23 protein-coding genes and 1 tRNA gene are annotated in these 21,292 nt (G+C 34.2%); 12 read left to right on the top strand and 12 right to left on the bottom strand.

The window, feature by feature from the left end; genetic code table 11:
• Positions 1-4: 4 nt before the first annotated feature.
• Complete coding sequence (locus DS031_RS08895) at positions 5-1,030, bottom strand: hypothetical protein (protein ID WP_113805715.1); 1,026 nt, start codon at positions 1,028-1,030, stop codon at positions 5-7.
• Between the two features lie 193 nt (positions 1,031-1,223).
• Between DS031_RS08895 and DS031_RS08900 the strand changes: the two genes are divergently transcribed.
• A complete protein-coding gene (locus tag DS031_RS08900) occupies positions 1,224-1,535 on the top strand; it encodes an alpha-helical endospore appendage domain-containing protein (protein WP_113805716.1) in 312 nt (103 codons plus the stop codon).
• A gap of 27 nt (positions 1,536-1,562) precedes the next feature.
• Here DS031_RS08900 and DS031_RS08905 read toward each other — a convergent pair whose 3' ends face one another.
• Both DS031_RS08905 and DS031_RS08910 read right to left on the bottom strand, forming a co-directional pair.
• The gene (locus tag DS031_RS08905) at positions 1,563-2,024 is read right to left on the bottom strand and encodes a hypothetical protein (protein WP_113805717.1); all 462 of its coding nucleotides are present in this window, start codon (positions 2,022-2,024) and stop codon (positions 1,563-1,565) included.
• A complete protein-coding gene (locus DS031_RS08910) occupies positions 2,011-2,373 on the bottom strand; it encodes an alpha-helical endospore appendage domain-containing protein (RefSeq protein ID WP_113805718.1) in 363 nt (120 codons plus the stop codon). The genes DS031_RS08905 and DS031_RS08910 overlap by 14 nt, the downstream gene beginning before the upstream one ends.
• Positions 2,374-2,565: 192 nt before the next feature.
• Between DS031_RS08910 and DS031_RS08915 the strand changes: the two genes are divergently transcribed.
• Positions 2,566-4,446 (top strand): glycosyltransferase family 4 protein, encoded by a 1,881-nt coding sequence (locus DS031_RS08915; RefSeq protein WP_181833072.1) that lies wholly within the window; start codon positions 2,566-2,568, stop codon positions 4,444-4,446.
• Between the two features lie 99 nt (positions 4,447-4,545).
• The gene (locus DS031_RS08920) at positions 4,546-5,340 is read left to right on the top strand and encodes a GT-D fold domain-containing glycosyltransferase (protein WP_113805720.1); all 795 of its coding nucleotides are present in this window, start codon (positions 4,546-4,548) and stop codon (positions 5,338-5,340) included.
• 71 nt (positions 5,341-5,411) lie between these two features.
• Here DS031_RS08920 and DS031_RS08925 read toward each other — a convergent pair whose 3' ends face one another.
• The 3 genes from DS031_RS08925 to DS031_RS08935 all read right to left on the bottom strand — a co-directional run bounded on the left by DS031_RS08925 (position 5,412) and on the right by DS031_RS08935 (position 8,699).
• Entirely contained in the window at positions 5,412-6,905 is a 1,494-nt protein-coding gene (locus DS031_RS08925) for a glycosyltransferase family 2 protein (RefSeq protein WP_113805721.1), read from the bottom strand.
• A 75-nt stretch (positions 6,906-6,980) separates the two neighbouring features.
• Entirely contained in the window at positions 6,981-7,277 is a 297-nt protein-coding gene (locus tag DS031_RS08930; RefSeq protein ID WP_245947291.1) for an alpha-helical endospore appendage domain-containing protein, read from the bottom strand.
• 141 nt (positions 7,278-7,418) lie between these two features.
• Entirely contained in the window at positions 7,419-8,699 is a 1,281-nt protein-coding gene (locus tag DS031_RS08935; protein WP_113805723.1) for a UDP-glucose dehydrogenase family protein, read from the bottom strand.
• A 228-nt stretch (positions 8,700-8,927) separates the two neighbouring features.
• Here DS031_RS08935 and DS031_RS08940 point away from each other — a divergent pair, with 228 nt between their 5' ends.
• The 3 genes from DS031_RS08940 (at position 8,928) to DS031_RS08950 (ending at position 10,693) form a co-directional block, all read left to right on the top strand.
• Positions 8,928-9,734 carry a UTP--glucose-1-phosphate uridylyltransferase gene (locus DS031_RS08940; RefSeq protein WP_113805724.1) on the top strand — a complete coding sequence of 269 codons (807 nt, stop codon included), beginning with the start codon at positions 8,928-8,930 and terminating at the stop codon, positions 9,732-9,734.
• Between the two features lie 139 nt (positions 9,735-9,873).
• Complete coding sequence (locus DS031_RS08945; RefSeq protein ID WP_113805725.1) at positions 9,874-10,386, top strand: CotO family spore coat protein; 513 nt, start codon at positions 9,874-9,876, stop codon at positions 10,384-10,386.
• Between the two features lie 85 nt (positions 10,387-10,471).
• The gene (locus DS031_RS08950; RefSeq protein WP_113805726.1) at positions 10,472-10,693 is read left to right on the top strand and encodes a hypothetical protein; all 222 of its coding nucleotides are present in this window, start codon (positions 10,472-10,474) and stop codon (positions 10,691-10,693) included.
• A gap of 108 nt (positions 10,694-10,801) precedes the next feature.
• Here DS031_RS08950 and DS031_RS08955 read toward each other — a convergent pair whose 3' ends face one another.
• The 3 genes from DS031_RS08955 to DS031_RS08965 all read right to left on the bottom strand — a co-directional run bounded on the left by DS031_RS08955 (position 10,802) and on the right by DS031_RS08965 (position 12,893).
• Positions 10,802-11,317 (bottom strand): YjcG family protein, encoded by a 516-nt coding sequence (locus DS031_RS08955; RefSeq protein WP_113805727.1) that lies wholly within the window; start codon positions 11,315-11,317, stop codon positions 10,802-10,804.
• A gap of 94 nt (positions 11,318-11,411) precedes the next feature.
• Positions 11,412-12,134, bottom strand: a complete 723-nt coding sequence (locus DS031_RS08960) for an alpha/beta hydrolase (RefSeq protein ID WP_113805728.1) — start codon at positions 12,132-12,134, stop codon at positions 11,412-11,414.
• A 198-nt stretch (positions 12,135-12,332) separates the two neighbouring features.
• Positions 12,333-12,893, bottom strand: a complete 561-nt coding sequence (locus DS031_RS08965; protein WP_113805729.1) for a hypothetical protein — start codon at positions 12,891-12,893, stop codon at positions 12,333-12,335.
• Positions 12,894-13,163: 270 nt separating this feature from the next.
• Between DS031_RS08965 and DS031_RS08970 the strand changes: the two genes are divergently transcribed.
• The 4 genes from DS031_RS08970 to DS031_RS08985 all read left to right on the top strand — a co-directional run bounded on the left by DS031_RS08970 (position 13,164) and on the right by DS031_RS08985 (position 16,613).
• A tRNA-Val gene (locus tag DS031_RS08970) sits at positions 13,164-13,235 on the top strand.
• A 397-nt stretch (positions 13,236-13,632) separates the two neighbouring features.
• A complete protein-coding gene (sigH, locus tag DS031_RS08975; RefSeq protein ID WP_425451951.1) occupies positions 13,633-14,196 on the top strand; it encodes an RNA polymerase sporulation sigma factor SigH in 564 nt (187 codons plus the stop codon).
• Positions 14,197-14,873: 677 nt separating this feature from the next.
• Positions 14,874-15,506 carry a YczE/YyaS/YitT family protein gene (locus tag DS031_RS08980; protein WP_113805731.1) on the top strand — a complete coding sequence of 211 codons (633 nt, stop codon included), beginning with the start codon at positions 14,874-14,876 and terminating at the stop codon, positions 15,504-15,506.
• Positions 15,507-15,656: 150 nt separating this feature from the next.
• Entirely contained in the window at positions 15,657-16,613 is a 957-nt protein-coding gene (locus DS031_RS08985) for a TRM11 family SAM-dependent methyltransferase (RefSeq protein WP_245947293.1), read from the top strand.
• Between the two features lie 99 nt (positions 16,614-16,712).
• On the opposite strand, the gene DS031_RS08990 is transcribed toward DS031_RS08985, so the two are convergent.
• The 3 genes from DS031_RS08990 to DS031_RS09000 all read right to left on the bottom strand — a co-directional run bounded on the left by DS031_RS08990 (position 16,713) and on the right by DS031_RS09000 (position 18,599).
• Positions 16,713-17,111 (bottom strand): SET domain-containing protein, encoded by a 399-nt coding sequence (locus DS031_RS08990; protein WP_113805732.1) that lies wholly within the window; start codon positions 17,109-17,111, stop codon positions 16,713-16,715.
• Between the two features lie 204 nt (positions 17,112-17,315).
• Positions 17,316-18,230 (bottom strand): mechanosensitive ion channel family protein, encoded by a 915-nt coding sequence (locus tag DS031_RS08995; protein WP_113805733.1) that lies wholly within the window; start codon positions 18,228-18,230, stop codon positions 17,316-17,318.
• 84 nt (positions 18,231-18,314) lie between these two features.
• On the bottom strand, positions 18,315-18,599 hold the full coding sequence (locus DS031_RS09000; protein ID WP_113805734.1) for a thiamine-binding protein: 285 nt from the start codon (positions 18,597-18,599) through the stop codon (positions 18,315-18,317).
• A 253-nt stretch (positions 18,600-18,852) separates the two neighbouring features.
• Between DS031_RS09000 and DS031_RS09005 the strand changes: the two genes are divergently transcribed.
• Complete coding sequence (locus DS031_RS09005) at positions 18,853-19,149, top strand: ArsR/SmtB family transcription factor (protein WP_425451952.1); 297 nt, start codon at positions 18,853-18,855, stop codon at positions 19,147-19,149.
• Positions 19,150-19,172: 23 nt separating this feature from the next.
• Positions 19,173-21,287, top strand: a complete 2,115-nt coding sequence (locus DS031_RS09010; RefSeq protein WP_113805736.1) for a heavy metal translocating P-type ATPase — start codon at positions 19,173-19,175, stop codon at positions 21,285-21,287.
• The last annotated feature ends 5 nt before the right edge of the window (positions 21,288-21,292 follow it).

A 21,292-nucleotide genomic window follows, 5' to 3' on the forward strand; every position in this document is an offset into this window, starting at 1 on the left:
CTCCTTATTGATAACGCCGTTTGCGAAAAGACAGTCTTGTTGAAAGGTAAACAAAGTTTGGATTGTTATCTTGTTTACATATTTTCTCTATTTCTTTGTGCTTATTTTTCTTTTTATCTTTCTTTTTATTTTTTTTAGAATCATTCTCTTCAAATAGTTTGTTAAAATCATCGTGCTTTTGTAAAAATTTCTTTATTTTCTTTTTAAGAAGTTCGGGTTCCATTCCATTTGCAATCGCTTGTTTCACCCAATGTTCCTTATATACCTTTTGTATTAAATCTTCAATTTTTGAATAATAATCATTTGGATTTTCCTTGGTAAGAAGGGGCTTTACAGCTGTTTTTATTGTGTCGCTTTCAGGGATTTTCTTATTTGAAAGAGTTTCTAAACAGTTAAGAGCTGTGTCTTCTAAGTCCATGTAATGCTTCCATTCCTGATAAAGTTTTGGAGCCATTTCCTGTACATGCTCAAGAAACAGCTTTTTATTTTTTTCTCCTAAGCTGTTAAGCAGTTTTCGAGGATAAGGGTAAATGCGATTACGCCAAACAGAGCGGCATACATCAATCACTTTTAAATGACCGTCCAATTGTAAGTAGATTTGCCTCTTATGATGGTCAATCCGTTCAAAGCCAATTTTTTTAAAAATAATCAGCATATCAATTAATTTATAGGAAAGTTCTTTTGTTAAAGGTTGCGAGAGAAGATACTCTCTTAAATCAATTCCTTTAACAAATTCCATTGCGATAAAGTTTTTATCTTTACAATACACTTTTGGAAACAATGGTTTATCCTTTCCTAATGAAAGGGCGTAGTATTCACGTTCACAATCTTCTGAATCTCCATAGACTTTCACACATATATCTTCCGTTACCTTAAAAACAGCTCCTTGCCTTCCTTTACCGATCATGGAAAGGGAGGAGTTATTTACAACTTCAACATCCTTGTTCTCTAGTACTTTAACTGAAATTTTTGTTATATTTTTTTGAAGTTCTTTGTAGTTAAGGTCATTATTATGATCCTTTATTTTCAATAAAATCCCCCTCTTTCTATTCTCCTTAACAAATTCTTAATATATAGTAAATGCAATTTAGATTCAGCTTGTTTGTTATTTGGCCTAGTCTGAGACTGGAAAATTGAAAATGGGCTTATATATAGGAAGAATGGAGGGACGAAAATAGGCAGTAGTGGATATAGTAATAAGGTAATGAAAAGGAGGTATGAAAATGTCATTATCAGATATTCCAGATTTTGATCCGAAAATAAGTATAGATAGAGAAGATGCTGTTAATTTATTGCTTGCATCGATTGCTCAAGAAGAGCTTGGTTTAGCGCATATTATTTCAGCAGAAGGTGAAAAAATTAAAGTTGGCTTAGAAAAAATGGACTGTATTGATGAATTACTTGCGCTAAACCGTAGTGTCGAACAAATCTTGCGAAATATTATTAAAAAAGAAATGCTGCTGCTGTTTAAGCTATCGGACGTTTTAGAATTAATTGAATTAAATGGAGAATATAAGGGGAAAGAACATTATTAAAAAAGGCAGCTGCTCTGCAGTGCCTTTTTATTTTTTCTTATTCATTTTTTGATTAATCCATGGAGGCGGGGAGTTTCCAGTGGAAATATGTTTAATGGCTTTTTTTTGTCTCTCTTCCGTACGGTCGACTTTCTGGTAGAGTGAGCGGCGAATGTTAGTTAAAAAAGCCTGAGGGTCCTCCTCTTTGTATTCATCGATTAAATCAATCAGCTGATCTAGTTCCTTATCCATACTTTCTTCAGAGTGAAGATCTGTTGTAAACAAGAGTTTTTTTCTATGTGAAACCCTATCAATTTGAAGGGAAGTTTGTAAAATGGATAAGATTTGTACCTTGCAATAAATGTTTTCTTCTTTTGACATCGTGCTTTGGAAGCAAATGTCCAATAAAGAAAGCAATGAAGAAATATAATTTGCCACAGCACTTGATAGCAGGTGGTGAGAGTGACTTAATGATTCTCTTAATTGTTCTTCATGCTTATTCTTCTTCATCAATTATCACATCATTCCATTCATTTTCTTCAGGATGAATAGAATCTTTAACATCATCAATTCTAATATTTTTTGGAATTAAGAGTTCTAATTTTGCTGTTAACAACCACTCTTTCATGAGAATCGTATTCATCATTGTGCTTTGAGATTTAAGTAAGTCAAAAGCGTGTTGAGAAAGGCTAGTATCAGAATGAGAAAAATGGTTTTTTATAAGGAAGTGTAGTTCGGATGCTTCTTTATTTATGAGTTTTGCTAAAGAAAGTTCAGTCTCTACAATCGAATGAACAATTTTATGAACGGCATCACTATATGTTTTTTCTGTTTCAGATGAATGATTGAAAAAAGTCATTTTTTCACCTCTTTAGTGTAGAAGTTTCACTAACAATTTTATGATAAGTTATTATCTATTACTATTAGTACTTGTAAAGATTTATCACAACATCATTTGATTAATGCCAATTCCTTTGCACACTGCATATAGTGAAACGATAAAGGTAACGCAATTTGTTGAAAAGTCGGAACGATTTAGGGGGGAATGCAAATGATTTGTTTTGCTATTTTAGCTCATGAAAATGAAGAAATTCTTCAAGATCAAGTTGAGAATTTAAAATATTACAACCCTAATTGTAAAGTTGTTTTATATAACGGTGGAAAAAATAAAGAATTTGGAAAAAACTTAAACATACCTATTTGTCCTAAAAGCCAACCGTTAAAGAAGGGAAGGCTCGGCCGTTTTTTTATGGATGTGATGTGTTGGTTAACAGAAGAAGAGGTGCAGTATGATTATTTAATCAATCTAGATTCTGATGTAATGTATGTAAAGGCGGGGTTTGAATATTATTTAAATCAAACGATGAACGGATATGATTGTATGGGAATTAATATGGGTGTACAGCGTTCTCCAGATGATGTGCCCCACTGGTATCCAGGTCAAACAATGTGGCAGGAATGGCATAAATGGAAAAATGTTTTTAAAGAAGGTTATTTTTGTGGAAGTTTAAATTCGATGCAGGTGTATCGTTATGAAATTGTGCAAAAAATGGTTGCAAACATGAATAAGAAGCTTCTAGAAAAGTTAATCGATGAAACAGAGGTGTATGCATTAGAAGAAGTTCTTTATCCTACATTAGCTGTTTATTGTGGTGCTCATTATCGCTCATATCCTACGTCTTGTACAGATTATGTAAGATGGAAGTCGTTAAGTGTAGATGAGATAAAAACGGCAATGTATCAATCAGATATTTATTTTGTTCATCCGATTGAGCGTGTGATGAGTGATCCGGCACGACAATATCTTTCAGAAAAAAAGCAAAAGATTCCGTCCTCTCTTACGGTAATGTGGGGGTGTTACCAAGGAGGGCTGGAAACAGCGATTTATTATCGTTTAAAAACATTGAATATGTTGGGGGCAAAGTCACACGCATATTTTTATTATGGCGGAGCTGGATTAACAAACTATAAAACAATTCCATTTTATATATCTAACAATGCAGAAGATTTGGGGGCGTATATTAACGAACACCAATTTGATATGGTCACCTTTGTTAATACTTTGTATAACCTTGATCAATTACAAAAGATTTCTTATAAAGGGAAAGTATGTTTTGAATTTCATGGCTGTAATAAGAGTATTTTAGAAGAACTTGAGAAAATAAACGCTTATAAGGATGAAGGATTTATTAAAACGGTCGTTGTTCCAAGTGAATATGTAGCAGAAGTAGCAAAAGATGGACTGAAAGATCGTAATGATATTAATATTATAATCGCGCGCAATATGATTGATACAGAAACCTTTAAAAAAATAAAGTCAAGCGGTATAAGTGATCATCAACCTTTACCAGATTATTGGAAGAATTGTCCGATAATAGGATGGGTTGGACGGCTTGACTCTAATAAAAATTGGAAGCTTCTGCTGCGTATTTTTAAGAGGTTAAAGCGACTATATCCAAAAGTAAAACTATTAATTGTGAGTGACCTTTCAACAAGCACACAGCTTCATGATTTTTATAAAAAAGCCTTTAATTATGGTTTGTTTAATGATTTTCGCGTGCTTGCAAATTTACCTTATGAAAAAATGCCGCTCTTTTACTCCACAGTGGCTCAATCCGGCGGTGTGTTATTATCAACTTCCTATTCAGAAGGTTATCCATATAATTTAATTGAAGCACAAGCATGTGAATGCCCAGTCGTGTGCACAGATATTGGTGGAAGTAGGGAAGTGGTAAAAGGTGGTGTATCGGGATTTACGTTTCCATTAATAAATGGAAGTAAAGCTGTATCCATAATTAGTATGTTAATTAATAATCAAAAATTACATGACAAAATTGGAAAACAGGAACGAGACCATGTTTGTAAACAAAATAGCATAATAGATAATATTCAAGCGTATTTAGAGTGGAATGCTGTTTTTTTAGAAGAGTAACACTTATTAAATTAATTGGAAGAAGTGCTGGATTTGTGAGGCACATTTTAAATTTTTATCATAATATATCTCACTATTTAAAGCTTATGAAAAGAAGGGGTGAAAACGATCGAACATCCTGAAAAAAAGCGTAACGTATTATCGAGCGGTAAGGTAATGGATCATATAAATACGGCATTAGAAAAAAAGCTGCCGTGTGCAGTTGTATCAGTTGGTGCGACTGAATCTTTTGTAATGGCGCAGTATAGGGTGCTATTAGAAGAAGAGTTTATGAGCCATCCTGAAGCAAGGATTGCCAATCAAGGGATAAAAAGTGGATTTCATCACCGAGGGATTCGTTTTCCAAACATAAAAGCTCGTGACGAACTAATCGATGCAGTGAAAAAGGCCCATATTATCGGCTATAATATAATTGTTTATGATATGAATGCAGGTGAATTAACTGATAAAGTGTTTGAGGCATACAATATTTGTCCAAAATACGTATTTGAAGCGAACCTTCGAAGAGTGATAATGTTTTCACAGCAAAAGAAATTTGAAAAAATGTTAAGTGATAAGAAAATTCTTTTAATAAGTTCGATTGCCGAAGAAGCAAAGGATGCTTTGAATAAAAAGTGGAAAGAAAAATTGAATTTTAATATTGTAGGAACCATTCCAATTTATGAATATGAAGATATTCCAGAAGTGAAGCAGAAAATCGCAGCATATGATTTTGATTTATGTTTATTAGCAGCCGGAACAAACGCAGTTATTCTTGCTTCACACATTGCTGAAAAATATGGAAAAGTGGCGGTAGATATAGGCTCAGGTATGCAAAGTTTTATTACGAATGAAATTGTAGAAGATACATGGCTAACATATGTAATAGGAATAGACCGAATTATGAACATGTAGGATGACAAAAGGAAGCAAGCTCATTCTCCAAGATCTTGCTTCCTTTTGCATTCTCCTTTTTGAAAAGGTTTTTAGATTTTATCAATCGCTCGAAAAGCAGGGGTATAAAGTCCTTCCGTACCTTTTTGTTCGATTAATTCAGCTATGCAGCCGCTTAAATCTTTTATATATAATTGTGATAATTGATTTGAAGCTTTAAACGAATTTATATCTATGGGAATGTGATGTTTAATTGATTTTATTTTTAATTGATGGATTACAGCGAATGTGTATAATTTAAAAGGATTTGCTGTATGCTGCAGCCCTATTTTTTGAAGCGCATGTTTTGTTAACATAAACGGTGAAAACCATGGAAGCTGTAAAAGCGCTTTGTCTTGACGTAAACAGTATTGTAAATAGATATTTCCTAAATACGGTATGCTGTTTTTTTCATAAAGGTTTTTAATATACATAGTTGCCATATCATATGTTCCAGTCAATAAAGGTGAAAGCAGTTTAGATAAATCATCTATATATATTGAATAATCGGTATTTAAAACAAGAAAATAGCGGTTTTTAAATAATTCTAGTAAAAGAGCTTCTTTTATTTCATGGTAAGTTAATTGAGAGAGGAAAAATACTTTTGTGTCATCTTTATCAGTAATATATGTGTAATTATTTGAATTGAGATCAATGACAATAATATTATTAACAATTCCTTCATGACGAATTTTTTGAATGATTGGAAGTAAAGGCTTTTCAGAATTTGAAGTGAAAATAAGAGCGGCTGTTTGAAAATGTTTGGCGTCTTCATCAGGTAAGGGTGACTCTGTAACTTTTTGAGGAGAAGGTGATAGAGTTGGCGATTTTCCACTGAAAGAAGTGTGTTGAAAATCCATTTGTTGTTCTTTTTGTTGAAATAAAAATTTAAATGCTTTTAAATGGTCTCTCATTACTAAATGAATAAGAGGGTCACTGCTGTTTCTTTTGTGTTTTTTATTTAGTTTGTGAAGCGGGACATAAGCTGATTTCTCAACATTCAAATAATTTATTACTGCTTTTGTTAAAGCTAGTGGAGGAATGGCAAGTGATTTTTCACCTATAATTTCTAATGCTTTTCTGCTGATGGCGTGCGGTACATTTGTCATAGAAGAGCTTTCAAGATCGGGTCGGTTTAACATATTGTTTAATAATGATTTAGCACTGGACGTAATCATGTTTTGCTTTGTAATTGTTTTAGGATAAGCATTAAGAGCAATATCTATTTTTTTTTCATGAACAGCAGCAATAAAAGGTGTGAGCTGACCAGCTTGAATGACAAAATCACTATCAAGAAAAAGTAGGATATCTCCTTTAGCATGTTTAACGCCGATTGCTCTGCCAACGTCGTGTCCTAAAGGATCCTTATATAAAAGAACGGTTACATGGAAGCGTCTCGCAATTTTTTCCGTATTGTCGGTTGAACCGTTAATTACGACAATAATTTCTAGATTATATTCTAATTTCGTTACTTCTTCGATTACTTCACCAATGGTATGTTCTTCATTACATGCTGGTATAATAACAGAAACAAGCGGTGTTGTCATTACAATAGCCCTCCAATATACAAAAAAGAAAATAAAAAAGGAACCACATAAAAGGAAAGGCTCCTTTCTCAATGATTACGAAAAGTTTTCGTCTGCTTCAAGTTCAAGAATATTTTCAAGTTTAAATTGTAAAATCATTTCTTTTTTTATAACGTTTTTTAAAACTTTTTCTACACTTCGGTTTATGGCAAGAAGCTGACGAATTGTAACCGTATCTTTTTGAACAGCTGTGTCTATTTTTTTTGCCTCAGCATTTAAAATATGAGATAGACTAATTTCTTCCATTGCGATTGAAACTAATAATAAATTGATCGCATCTTCTCTATCTAAGCGGGTAATTGAAAGAATTTTCTCTATATCTGGGAATGACAATGCGGTTCCTCCTTTCATTGCTAATTTATCATATGTACATGACTAAAATTAGTATTGGCTTCAGCCTAAAGGAAGGGAAGATTGTATCAAATAGCAAAATGCTAAGCCAGGATGAAAAAGCTGCCTTAGCATTTTTTAGAGTTATTGATTCGCGATGCTTATATAAGTTAAACCGTTAGCTGTGACAGTTTTTGGACGAAGGCAATTACGCGTATCAAGCAGAAGCGATCCTTTCATTAAATTCTTCACTTTTTTCCAATTGATTTTTTGAAATTCTTGCCATTCTGTTGCAATGATAATGGCATCACTATCTTTAATAGAATCATATAAATCGTTATGAAGCGTAAAGTTTGCTAGGGTAGGTTTACAGATTGGGTCATAGCCATGAACATCGATCTTTTTTTCGATAAGTTTATTAATAAGTGAAAGGGCAGGAGAGAAGCGCATATCATCTGTGTTTGGTTTAAAGGCAATCCCTAGCACTGTAATTCTCAAGTTTTGTTTTGACGGCAGGTTATAAAACAGTTTTTCTAAATAAAAATCAATTTGTGTATTGTTAACATCCTGAACAGCTTGTAATAGTGATGGAGAAATATTTTTTTTAAAGGCAGATCGTTGTAAGGCGCTTATATCCTTTGGTAAACATGAGCCGCCATAGCCTAATCCAGATTTAAGAAAGTGATGGCCTATTCGTTTATCACTTCCTATTCCAAGTGCAACATCTTCAACATTAACACCATAAGCATCACAAATTCTTGAAAGTTCATTAATAAAGGAGATTTTTGTTGCTAAAAAGGCATTTGAAGCATATTTGATCATTTCAGCTCCCGACAAACTGGTAATAATATAAGGAGCATTAATGTTTCGATAAAGCTTCTGTATAATAGGAATCGGTTTAGTTCCATTTACACCAATTACAATCCGATCAGGGTGTAGTGTATCATAAAGAGCGGTGCCTTCCCGTAAAAACTCGGGATTAGAAACAACATCAAATAACGAGGAATCGAGCCCTTTTTTTAGTAACGTACTGTGAATCCACTCATTTGTCCCCGGTGGAACCGTACTTTTTGTGACAATAATTTTATAAGAAGAAAGAGAGCGGCTAACATCTTCAATAACATGTTCTAAGTAGGAAAGGTTTGGTTCTCCATTTTCTTTTGGAGGTGTTCCTACTGTAATCATAATGATTTCACTGTTCTCGAGGTTATTTTTGTTTGGAGTTGTAAAAACTAGTCGTTTTTTTTTCATGTTTTCCTGTATTAAGGCTTCTAAACCTTCTTCATAAATTGGACATATTCCACTGTTAAGTGTAGAGATTTTCTTAGAATCGGTATCGATGCATACAACATGATGACCTAAATCAGATAACACAGCAGCAGTTGTCAATCCAACATATCCTGCTCCAATAATCCCAACATTCATTATAAAAACTCCTTTCCAATCAATCATTTCAGCAGCTTATATAGACTCACCTTAATGATTCGACATCAACATGATGTCCACAAATTAAGTTGAAGTTATATATATCGTATTTAAAGTTGGTTTATACGGTGCTAAAAATAAGGGTAGGCATTTGAGGTTTTTCATTAGGACATGTTCCTTCCCCATTATAGAATGAATAGATTGTAAAATTAAAAAGGGGGAAAAGTGGTGAAGAGGGTCAAAAAAGCAGTTATTCCCGCGGCAGGATATGGTACAAGAAGTCTTCCGATTACAAAAGTCTTACCAAAAGAAATGTTTCCTATAGCAGGAAAGCCGGCTATTCATTATATTGTAGAAGAAGCTGTTGCTTCAGGTATTGAAGAAGTATTAATTGTTGTTTCAAGAAATAAAAACATGATTCTTGATTATTTTGATCGTTCATTGGAGTTAGAAGCTTTTTTAACAGAAAAAAACAAACTGCATTTAATAGAAAAAACGAAAATTCCCTCCATTCATATTCAATTTGTGCGTCAGCCATATGCAAAAGGATTGGGGGATGCGATTTGGTTAGCAGAGCGTTTTGTTGGAAAGGAGCCATTTGCAGTGCTGCTTCCTGATGATATCCTCCTGTCGCAAAAAGAGCCGGCATTACAGCAGCTTATAAATGTTTATGAAAATACTCAAGGTCATGTACTAGGTTTAAAGCAGGTAGAATATGAGAAGCTTCAAAACTACGGTGTAATCAATGGCAGTAAAATAAAAGACGATGAATATAATATTAATGATATTATTGAAAAACCAAAAGAGTTTCCTCCTTCTAACTTAGCTGTTATCGGAAGGTATATATTGAATCCATCAATCTTTTCAGCATTTAAACATATAAGTCCAGGAGTCGGGGGAGAAATGCAGTTAACAGATGCCATTAAACACTTATTAAAAGACGAAAGTGTGTTTGGAAAAGAGCTTTTGGTAGATCGGTACGATATTGGTAATTCGAAAGACTATCTAAAGATCATTAACAAAATGAGTGAATAAAAATTGTTGTCAAAAGTCTTGAGGGAGAGAAGTGTACTCTCATTTAAGGCTTTTATTTTTGCAAACTTTTAAACATGTCTTTTATAAGGTCGTGCATAACATAATTATAGAAAGTAATTGCAGATGGAGGGGATCGAAAGTGACGAATAAAAATCATCAATTGAAAAAAAGCACGCCTTTAATGTATATTGCCAATCAAAAAATTCAACCGGCCGCTGTTAATGTTCAGCAGGTGTATCATATTTACAAAACGGGTGAAGAAAAACAAGAGAAAGTAAATGAAGTGTTAGATGAATTTGAGGAAGAGGTTGCTCAAAAAAGCGGAAAAGGAAACGAAAGTGTTTCAGAAGCAAAATCTAGTGAACTAAAAAAGGATGAAAAACAACGTATTCCTATACAAAAATCGGTCGGAAAGCAAAGAAATAAAAAGCCTTTTAAAAAACTAAATATAACAGATAAATTGAACTTTTTAAATAGTTTTCCAACTTTTATCCCGAAGCCTGAATGTGAGATTATTACCATTGCTTCTAGCTATAAGGGACGTGTGATCGCTGTAAAAGATGGAAAAATAACAATTCAATTAACTGAAAGCGAAAAGGAAGTGTTCGTTAACTCAAGTGACATTCTTTCTATTAATATCTTGACTATTTAGCTTCCCAAGCTGCCCAAACATTGCCTGAATGATCTGCATAAACTAAAGCGATTATATAAATGACAAAATAGGAGGGGCAACACACATGTCGAATGGTAAACGTAAACCAAAGGTTATTCATGTTGATAAAGTGATTATAAAAGCTAATAAAGTTATTATCGTAGATGAAGAAAAAAAAGATGATCGTAAGGCGGATAGTTGGGGATTTTTTAGACCAGTAGAACGGGAAGAAAGCAGTTCTGAATCTTTAAGTGAAGAATCAAGTGATGAGAAGAAAGAAGAGGGTAAAGGCTGGTCTTGGGTGTAACCTTTTTAGTATAGGAAGTAGAAGAAGAGTAAAGACAGTGCACAGCAGTGTCCTTACTCTTTCTTATTATCTTTTTAGCTTCAGCAGCTTCCATTTCGATTGGTCGGATTACTTTTCTCCTTCAAGTAAAAATGTTTCATAGACAGTCCAGGAACCGTTTTCAAGTTGATAGAGCAGTTGAAAGCGGTCAATTGTTTCCTCGAAATGAATATCCATCATTTTAAGGCTTTCTAATACATCATGATGTTCTTCATCTGAAAGTTTTTGGCCAATTGTAAGATGAGGGACGAAAGCATATTCACGTTCTGTCTTTAATCGGTCGGCATAAAGCTTTTCATGCAGATTTTGAAGGATTTCATTTTGTTTCAGTTTTAGATAAATTACGTTATTAACTGGATGAAAGGAACTAATTTTATAAACATTAATCGAAAAAGGAGCGACGTTTTTAGCGATGGTTCTTAGTTCTTGTACAATCGTTTTAATTTCATCTTCCGAGGCTTCAAACCCCGTTTTTACGGTAATGTGTGGAGGTATTAACGCGTAATTCGGATCATAGCGTTTTCGGTATGAATTTGCAAAGTCCTGCAGTTTTTTTGATGGAAAAATAGCAACTCCATATTTCATTGAATAGTCCCTCCTAAAATTTAAAATGAATAGAAAAAATTTTGACAGTAAGTATATTATAGCAAATTTTGGCTTACTTTTATATGGTGTTTACTTACTTAAGGTAATGAAGTTCAAGCGCTCGTTTTAAATCAGGCTGCCAGTATTTCCATGTATGATCGCCCTCAAACTCTTCATAAAAATAATGGAACTCTTTCTTATTAATTACAGCTTTCAATTCTCGATTTGGTGTTAAAAAGTCTTTTGTGCTGTGATTGGTTGTTTTAACAGCTGTTTCTTTCATCCCAATCACATGATAAATTGAGAGAGACGCTGATGTATGACTATTTTTAACTTTATTAATGACAGTTTCATCGACATAAGGTGACTGCATGATTACGTTGCTGAATGTATGCGGATAGGTTAGTGCTGTTAATAAAGAAACAGTTGCTCCTAGTGAATCACCAATAAGCGTCCGCTCTGTTCCAATCGATTCAACAGCATATGTTTGATTAATAAAAGGAAGCAGTTCTTCTGCAAGAAATTCAATATACTCTTGATTTTGCGAACCATCAGGATGGTATTTTCTTCGCCGATCTTCTACGCTTTTGTAAGGAATCGCAACAATGATAAACGCTCTTACTTTTTCTTCATTAATCAGTCGGTCTGTTGTACTAGCAATTCGGCCTAATTGAAAATAGTCTTTGCCATCTTGAGCGATTAACACAGGATATGTAAGAAACGTTGAATAATTTGGTGGTAAATAAACCATAATTGTTATTTCTTCGCCTAATCGTTCACTGTATATCGTGGTTTCTTCGGTCCTTCCCTTTTCCATAAGTTTTCCCCCTATATACATATGTTTTAGTAAAGAAAAGAAGGGTATAAATACTATGATGTAGAAGTTTTTTAACAGCCATCTTTATTATAAATCTTCTAAACCAGAGAATACAAACAATTAAGGTGGATTCATCATGAAAGGAGCAATTGTTATGAGAAAGCAAATACATATATGAAGAACGTTTTTGTATGAGAGTTATTCTTTTATAGTGATGTGATTCCAAACACGGGAAATGTCTCCATTTGCATAAGATGCATAACCAAATTTATCAAGGGTTTCGTCGTTTATTTCACCATCTAAATCGTGAAAAATACGATGCAAATAAACGAGTGTAATCTTATCTTCGTTTTCAAGAGCATATGTAAAAGCTTGACGGGCAACCATTAAATCTGCCTGAAGTTTCTCATTCCCTTCAGTCGCAGCAATCATTTCATCAAGATTTTCAATAAAACGATTAACTGTAGGTTCGATCTCTCCCCAGTTTTTGCTGCCTTTATCAAATGCTTGATATCGTCCCCAACATAGCTTGGTATTTAAATAATCATGAATGACGCTAATTTTGCCTTTAACTTCACCTACGCTATATCCATGAGCATTTTCTTTTGTGGAAGTGTTTGTTGAAAGCTTTGCTGCTTGTTCTTTTACTTCTTTCGGAACGTGTCCGCGTTGAAACTGATTGAAAGCCAATCCTAATAAAAGAACAGCAGCCAAACTGATAAGAAGAAGAATCTTGTTATTTACAATCCATTTTTTCATGATGTATGCCCCTTTTTTGAAAAGCTTGCAGTCTAATAAGAAGGATGTTTCTTCTAATAAAAATAACGATAAGTACAAACTGCTAAAATGCAAAACTGTATAATTTTATGATAAACGAATTAATCGTATTATGAAAGGAATTATTAGGTAATGGTAATAGAAAAAATTTCAGTTCGGATTATGAAAAGGCTTTAAAATTTTTTATTGCACATACTAGGTCTCATCATATATAATAATATTACAAAATGACAGGCGGTTATTTTAGAGTGCGATCTGATAGTTCAGCGGGAGAATACGTCCTTGACAGGGACGGGGTCGGGGGTTCGAATCCCTCTCAGATCATCAATAGTTTGAAGGCATATTCTAACAGGGGAATATGCCTTTTTCATTTTGCTGGATATTACAGTCGAAGGAAATCAAGCTAGAATCATTAAAAAGCTAATTTAGATATAACGTTTTCCTCTCTTCAAAAAGATATAAAATATTTTTAGATTCTCACCTCTACTTTTCATATTTCGACAGCGTTTGCATTTTTCGTGCTTTATACTTTTATTTGACTAAAGAAATTTTCAGAGTGTATCGAAGTATGTTAAAAATGAAAACATTATTTCTATATTTGAGTTAGTTATTAAATATTAAAACTCAACTGAGTGCGGTGGGGGTATTTAAAGTGAGTTTAAATAGTGAAGTAAAACTAGTTGAAAAGAATACGAGATTAGAAGACAGCGTATTAATCGAAATGTGTCGCAATGGGGATGGCGAGTCATTAGATTATTTACTTAACAAATATCAGAGCCTGGTTCGCGGGAAGGCAAGATCATACTTTTTAATTGGTGCAGATAAAGAAGATATTATTCAAGAGGGAATGATTGGTTTATATAAAGCGATCCGTGACTTCAGAGAGGAAAAGGTGACTTCTTTTAAGTCTTTTGCGGAACTTTGTATTACAAGGCAAATTATCACGGCGATTAAAACGGCTACTCGTCAAAAGCATGTGCCTTTAAATTCATCTATTTCCTTGGACAAGCCGATTAATAATATCGATTCAAATGCTACACTGATGGATTTAATTCCTGGAGAAAAAATAATGAATCCAGAAACATTACTAATCAATCAGGAAAAAGCTGGTGATATGGAACTGAAAATAGCAAAACTGCTCAGTGATTTAGAAAGAGGTGTATTAGCCTTGTATATGGACGGTCTATCATACCAAGAAATTTCTGAAGAATTAAGTATCCCTGTAAAATCAATTGACAATGCCCTTCAGCGAATCAAAAGAAAACTAAACAATAGCTGGAGATAATGAAGTTTTTTCTGTTACATTATTAAAATTAAGCTGTTCTATTTACGCATTTATTATGAAATACGTAGATAGAACGGCTTATTTGAGTTTATAAGTTTATTTTTTATTTCACCTTGCCACACTTCTCCTCTGCCGATTGTTTGCCACATCTTTTTAAAAAATGCTTTCGAATGATAGCCGGCGTTTATAATTTTATGGTCCTGCCCAATTAGTTCTTCTTCACGATACTTTGAAATCTTACAAAAACATAGTTTATAATTCTTTTTTTATCAGTAATAGCGACAATTGAAGACTCATTAAGTGCAAATTCTATATTGAGTTTAATGATTAATGACGTTGTAAGAGAAAGTGATATCATTCACTGTGATATCTGTCACAGTCATACTGCTGACTTTATTTTCAAAAAACGAATATCAAATATGAATAAATTTAGAAGCCTTTATGCATATTTCTATGAAAATAATAAATGTAAGCGTTTTTTAGGAGGTGATTAATAAAAATTTAAACAAAAACAAGTGAAAATGAAAATTGCTATAAAAAAGGTTATAAGATATAAAAAAGGTGGAAGGATAAAGAAAATAATGGGTAATGAAGAGTAAGGTATAAAAATGAACGTAGTTTATTTTTAAGAGTTACCTGTCATACATATAAAAACTTTTTAAAAAAGAAGGGTTACGATGAGAAACACACATGTAAACTTATGGTTTGTTTTTTCGATTACATTAAATGCGTTAGGGAACAGTTTCATGATCGCTGCAAACCTTGGAAGTGCTCCTTGGACATCTGCTGGACAAAACCTTGCCTCAATCTTACCTATTTCAATTGGCATATGCATCATTCTTTTAAATTGTGTAGCCTTTATACTTAGCGGTTTAATGAAAATAAAATTTACGCTCGCAACCGTTATAAAAAGTATGTCTTTAGCCTTTATCTTTGGTCTTTTTATTGACGTATTTGTTTATATGCATCACATTATTTATATACCGGACAATATTTGGCTTCGTTGTTTATATTTATTTATAGGGATAAATTTTGTGGCAGTTGCCGTATGTATTTATTTTCAACTTCACGCAGTTTACTTACCTTGTGATTATTTGCTGCAGGCTTTTGCGAAATTAAAGCAAAACTATACAGTGGGAACAATCTTTTGTATGTCGATTCCATTATCAATTAGTATGTTCATTTTTCTTTTTCAACATCATTTAACAGGCCTTGGAGTAGGGACAATTCTTTTTATGCTTGGACTTGGCTTTTTAATTGACCGTTATAATCATTTAATTGTTATTAATAAAACCCGCTATATTAACTAGCAAAAAGTAGAGCAAGGTAGAGGATCTTGCTCTACTTTTTTTGTTTTGAGCTTTAAAGATTTAATAGAAATATATTTTCCAGCTAGAAAAGATGCTTTTTTCACTTATAATGGGTAGATAAAGTAAATTGATTAGTAAAGGTGGGGAAGCTTGGTTGAGTATAACCAAGAGCAGATGAATTATATCTATACATATTCGTGTCATGAGGATGAACGTTTCTTATGCTGCCTAGAAATGCGCTCATTTTTTGGCTTTGATACAGAATCAGCTGTACTGGAAAGTTCAATATGCATTGATCCGAGCCGCAGTCCATTTATAAAAGAAAGAATTGATGTAATTTATAAGGGCACCGGCTTAGAAGACATAGTTGAGCAGGTTAAGAACTTAAAAATTGTTGACAGAACATTTAAAGTAATAATGATTGAAAATAGTGATTTAGCTGATAGTGAAAAGGTAAGTTTTGAAGAAAGACGCATGATTGAGCGAAACATTGGTTTAAAGATAGAGGGAAAGGTCGATTTAGTTAATCCTGAACAGTTGTTTGGAATAATGAAAGGAAGGGAAGGATGGGTATTTGGCAGCTGTTTAAAAAGTAAGCCCGTTTGGCTGCATCATCAAAAAAAGCCGCAAAATTATTCTACTGCGCTGAGCACACGTGTAGCGCGAGCAGTCGTGAATATCGCTGTTCCTAATGTAAACGACATAAAGGTAATTGATCCTTGCTGTGGAATTGGGACGGTTTTAATAGAAGCATTATCAATGGGAATTGATATTGTTGGAAGTGATACTAATCCATTTGCTGCAATTGGTGCACGGGAAAACATGGCTTATTTTGGTTTTAAAGGCAAAGTACTATTAAGAGATATACGAGACGTAAAAGGCAGCTTTGATGCTGCGGTTATTGACATGCCGTATAACCTCTGCTCTGTATTAGCTCCTGAAGAACAGCTTGAGATGCTTCAAAGTGCCCGGAAATTTGCGAAGAAAGTCGTTATTGTAACAGTTGAAACAATTGATGATTTAATTGAAAAAGCAGGGTTTGTAATTGTTGACCGCTCTGTAGCTAAAAAGGGGAGATTTACGAGGCAAGTGATTGTGTGTGAATAAATGGTGATGAGCATGTATGTTAGTTCTAAAAAAGCGTTATCTCTGTTGAAAGAGAGAACGCCAAACGAATAGGTTAAGTTAAAAATGGAGAAGACAGCTTTACTTGTCTTCTTCATTATTTTCATTTTTATTAAACCAAAGCGGTGTGTGATCATCAATCTCGCCGTTATAGTTAATAAGAATTTCTTCCCCTTCTTTTATATCGGTATAAGCATAGTAATCGAATGTGTGATTATCAAAATTAATATCATATGTGGCATTCGGTTCATAGGAATGATTAAACAGCATTCCATAACCTAAAATCACCGCACTATGGTTAATGCCATACTCATACACGTAATCAGCGAGTACCGTATGTTCAATAAGCTGATGCTGTACATTGGGATAAGGAATAACGGGAGCTTCATGGATAAGTTCTCCTTTTTTTATATCTCGTGTTGCAAATACCCCTCTATTGAATTCCCCGTCACTAATCTTCGAAGTTTTTATTTCTAACATGACTGTCACCTGCATATTCTTTTTTTATTTATCTTCTTATATTTTCCCTATCTGACTGTAACACTATATTGATCCTGCGACAAATGGAAAAGATTAACAGTTACAGAGGGGTAAGGGTGCCGTTATTCAACAGAATAAGAAGAGAACGTCCTAAAAAGAGAAGATTTTACCAGTCAATCGTTGTTATAATAGTGTTACAAACTTTTATTCAAACGATTTCTGATTTTTAAGTTTTACATCAACAGGAGGTAATTCGACAATATCAAATGTAGCAGATGCAAATTGAATATTTTCTGAACTTTTGTCTATTTCCTCTAAAATTTTTGTGAATAACAAATCTTTCGTTGTTCTGCGTGTTCGATATTCCGCGACATAGCGAAGTGTATATTCAACCCAGTTGTCATTTGCGGCAACAGTTACCATCGGCTGTGTGCTCGCGTCTTCAATTAAAAACTTCTTCACCATTCCATTCCAGTGCTGTCTTGCGTTATTTGCATAATTACCTGTTACTTCTTTTCCAACATTTGAAATAATTTCTTTTGCGGCGCTGTAGCTGCTGCCGTATTTAATCGGGATTTTTATTTCGTCCCATAGAAATGGAAAATAGCTTGAATAGTTATAAAGAGGTTCTTTAAAAACAAAGCTGTTCGCAACCTTTACGATGCGGCCGTTATATAAATCGCCATCAACCCATTCATTTACTTCCATAATTGTTGTTCGTAAAACGCCAAGATCAATCACATCACCTTTAATGCCGCCCATTTTAACACGGTCGCCTGTTTTAAAAATATTTCCTACTAAAATTGAAATCCAACCAGCCGTACTAATAATCACTTCTTGCAGAGCAAAAGCGATTCCGGCACTGGCAACACCGAGCACCATCGTAATGCCGCCAAGCTGGTCGCTGTAAATGACTGCAATAAAAATAAGCGCAATCACATATCCCAAAATATTAATCATTTTTCTCGTTTTATAGCGGTTATCCTGATCTTTTACATATTTACTCGTACTTCGTTGTAATAACCGTGTAATAAGGATAATAGCAGTAATGCCTGCTAAAAGAATGACCACTTTCGTTAATAATAAGTTCGACAGCAGAACATTGATACTTTCTTCCATATGAAACCTCCTCATCACTAAAGTGTATGTAAATCATTATAAAAAGCAGAAAGATGGGAAGCTCTCTTTCTGCTTTTAACTCTCTTACACACCTGTCATTTTATTTTTAATCGAAACGCCGTCCGGTTTATAATGAACTTTAATCGTTGTCATCACTTCATCTGCACCCATATTAATTCCAACCTGCTGCGCTGATTTAATCACGCGGATTACTTCATCAAAATCACCTTCTACAACAGTTTCCATCGGGCCAATCTCGTAGTTTAGACCTGATTCTTTCACAACTTTAATCATTTCAGGAATGACGCCATCTGTATTTACATCTTTACCGTTTGGCATCACTTGAAATCCCGCTGTTACAGCTGCCATTTCCATTCTCCTTTCTAAATGCGTTTTCTAGTTTATTACCTGAAAAAGCAGGAGTATAAACATGATTCTTTGGATTTTAGAAAGTCATTGTTTTCTCGTTTTAAATCTTATTTGACAGGAATTTCTCTATTTTATACAATCTAACTAAGATTTTTTATTCACTATATGAGAATATGTACATATACTTTAATATAAGGATAGTAGGGAGTGAATGAACGTGTTAGATAACGAAAAAAATAGTGGAGAAGAAGAAATTTATGGTGAGTTGGATGAAGAAACGCTTTTTATCGTCTCACAAACTTTTAAAGCATTGTCTGATCCAACACGAATTCGCATCTTACATCTTTTATCAAAAAAAGAATGTTCTGTAAATGAAATTGCCGAAGAATTAGGGTTATTGCAATCGACCGTTTCTCATCAGCTTCGTTTTTTGAAAAATTTACGGCTTGTAAAGTTTAGAAGATCGGGAACAACTATTTATTATTCTCCGGAAGATCAGCATGTAATGACAACATTAAAACAAACGATCAATCACGCACTACATGATTAATGAGCTGTAAGGGAGAGAGTAGTATGAAGGAATATCGTTTAAAAGGCTTATCATGTCCAAACTGCGCAGCAGGCTTAGAAGAACACATTCATCAATTAGAGCACGGAGAAACAGCAAGCATCTTATACAATTCTGGTAAATTAAAAGTTGATGAAAAAATAAATATAAGCGAAGTAAAAAAAATTCTTGCTTCAGATGGTGCTAATATTATTGAAAATGAAGAATCTTTGCACGCTCACCATCATCATGGCGGCTCAAAAATGAAGCTTTTATTAGGAGCTTCTGTCATTCTTTTTGCTTTAGCGATCTTTGTTGAAAGCATTGGCTATCAATTTGCGGCCGTTGGCTTGTATCTTACAGCAATGGTGCTTGGCGGATATGGCACATTTACTCAAGGTGTCAAAAATTTATTTCAATTGAAATTTAATATTGAAACGTTAATGACGATCGCCTTAATTGGAGCAATTGCCATTGGTGAATGGAGAGAAGGAACATTGGTTGCGATTTTGTTTGGGCTAAATGAATACCTTGAAGGGCTTGGAATGGAAAAAGCGCGTCATTCAATGGCGAAACTTTTAAACGTGGCACCAAAAGAAGCAGTGTTAATTGAAAACGGTATTGAACGGATTGTTTCAATTCAGTCGCTTAAAGTAGACGACATTGTGCTTGTGCGCGCAGGTGAAAAAATTCCTTCAGACGGTTTTGTTGTCGAAGGGAAAAGCTCTGTTAATGAAGCGGCCATTACGGGTGAATCGCTTCCCGTTGAAAAAGAAAGCGGTGAAGGTGTTTTTGGCGGAAGCGTTAATAATGAAGGTGTATTAAAAGTGCGAATTACAAAAGTTTATGAAGATTCTTCGCTTGCGAAAATTTTACATTTAGTAGAAGATGCACAGGATACAAAAACACCGACAGAGCTGTTTATCAATCGTTTTTCGAAATATTATACGCCGATTATTATGATGGTTTCACTGCTTGTCATGGTTGTACCGCCATTATTGTTTAATAGAGAATGGGGAGAATCGTTTTATCAAGGACTTGCTGTTCTGATTGTCGGCTGTCCGTGTGCGCTTATTTTATCGTCACCGATTGCAAATATTTCAGGAATTACCCGCAACGCAAGAAACGGCATTCTTGTAAAAGGCTCTGTCTTTTTAGAGCAGCTTGGAAAAATTGATACTATTGCTTTTGATAAAACAGGCACCTTAACAAAAGGAGAGCCTCATGTCGAAAAAATGATTGCTTATCAAAAAGAGGATTTCTTAACAATATCAGCATCGATTGAAAAATCTTCTTCCCATCCGTTAGCAAAAGCAGTTATGAAAAAAGTGAATGAATATCAGTTGAATATATTGGAGCCTGAAGAGATTGAAACGATATCAGGACAGGGAATCACTGCTGTATTAAACGGTGAGAAATATTTTATTGGCAGTGAGAAAAGCATGAGTCACCTATCGTTGTCAGAGAAAGTGAAGAAAGATATTAAAGCATTAAAAGAAGAAGGATTAACACTTGTGCTTGCAGCAGATCAGCATCGTGTGCTCGGGATGTTTGGAATCTCTGATGAAATTCGTGAAGAAAGTAAAAGAGTGATTGCTGCCCTTCATGAAGCGGGAATTAAGAATACGGTCATGCTGACAGGCGATCATCAAAAAACTGCAGAAAAAGTTGCAAATGCAGTGGGCGTAAAACAATTTTACGGCAATCTTCTTCCTGAACAAAAAGTTGAAAAAATAAAAGAGTTAACAAAGCAGGGGAAAATTGCTATGATTGGTGATGGGATAAATGATGCACCAGCTCTCGCTACAGCCGATTTAGGCATTGCAATGGGAAAAGGAACAGATAGTGCAATTGAAATAGCGGATCTCGTCTTAATGCAGGACCATCTTGGAAAACTTCCAACAGCTGTTTCGCTTTCAAAAAAAGTGAATCGTATTATTAAACTAAACATTATGCTTAGCTTAGGATTAAAGTTAATTGCGCTGCTGTTAACAATTCCAGGACTGTTAACGTTGTGGATTGCAATCTTATCTGATATGGGTGCGACAATCTTGGTGACGTTAATAAGTCTAACAGTTTTATGGCAGAGAAAAGAAAAAGTGCAGCAATCTGCAGGGAAAACGAAATTACAAAGCTCATGAGGCTG

The sequence above is a fragment of the Bacillus taeanensis genome (genome assembly GCF_003318295.1).
In the GTDB taxonomy this organism is placed as follows: Bacteria; Bacillota; Bacilli; order Bacillales; family UBA6769; genus Maribacillus; species Maribacillus taeanensis.

Bases quoted from the DNA above. Each gene is read 5' to 3' on its own strand.
- DS031_RS08950 (WP_113805726.1), top strand. From the start codon at position 10,472: ATGTCGAATGGTAAACGTAAACCAAAGGTTATTCATGTTGATAAAGTG.
- DS031_RS08990 (WP_113805732.1), bottom strand. From the start codon at position 17,111: ATGTTAGAAATAAAAACTTCGAAGATTAGTGACGGGGAATTCAATAGA.
- DS031_RS08980 (WP_113805731.1), top strand. From the start codon at position 14,874: ATGAGAAACACACATGTAAACTTATGGTTTGTTTTTTCGATTACATTA.
- DS031_RS08915 (WP_181833072.1), top strand. From the start codon at position 2,566: ATGATTTGTTTTGCTATTTTAGCTCATGAAAATGAAGAAATTCTTCAA.
- DS031_RS08965 (WP_113805729.1), bottom strand. From the start codon at position 12,893: ATGAAAAAATGGATTGTAAATAACAAGATTCTTCTTCTTATCAGTTTG.
- DS031_RS08925 (WP_113805721.1), bottom strand. From the start codon at position 6,905: ATGACAACACCGCTTGTTTCTGTTATTATACCAGCATGTAATGAAGAA.
- DS031_RS08910 (WP_113805718.1), bottom strand. From the start codon at position 2,373: ATGACTTTTTTCAATCATTCATCTGAAACAGAAAAAACATATAGTGAT.
- DS031_RS08905 (WP_113805717.1), bottom strand. From the start codon at position 2,024: ATGAAGAAGAATAAGCATGAAGAACAATTAAGAGAATCATTAAGTCAC.
- sigH (WP_425451951.1), top strand. From the start codon at position 13,633: ATGTGTCGCAATGGGGATGGCGAGTCATTAGATTATTTACTTAACAAA.
- DS031_RS09000 (WP_113805734.1), bottom strand. From the start codon at position 18,599: ATGGCAGCTGTAACAGCGGGATTTCAAGTGATGCCAAACGGTAAAGAT.
- DS031_RS08995 (WP_113805733.1), bottom strand. From the start codon at position 18,230: ATGGAAGAAAGTATCAATGTTCTGCTGTCGAACTTATTATTAACGAAA.
- DS031_RS09010 (WP_113805736.1), top strand. From the start codon at position 19,173: ATGAAGGAATATCGTTTAAAAGGCTTATCATGTCCAAACTGCGCAGCA.
- DS031_RS08900 (WP_113805716.1), top strand. From the start codon at position 1,224: ATGTCATTATCAGATATTCCAGATTTTGATCCGAAAATAAGTATAGAT.
- DS031_RS08935 (WP_113805723.1), bottom strand. From the start codon at position 8,699: ATGAATGTTGGGATTATTGGAGCAGGATATGTTGGATTGACAACTGCT.
- DS031_RS08960 (WP_113805728.1), bottom strand. From the start codon at position 12,134: ATGGAAAAGGGAAGGACCGAAGAAACCACGATATACAGTGAACGATTA.
- DS031_RS08955 (WP_113805727.1), bottom strand. From the start codon at position 11,317: ATGAAATATGGAGTTGCTATTTTTCCATCAAAAAAACTGCAGGACTTT.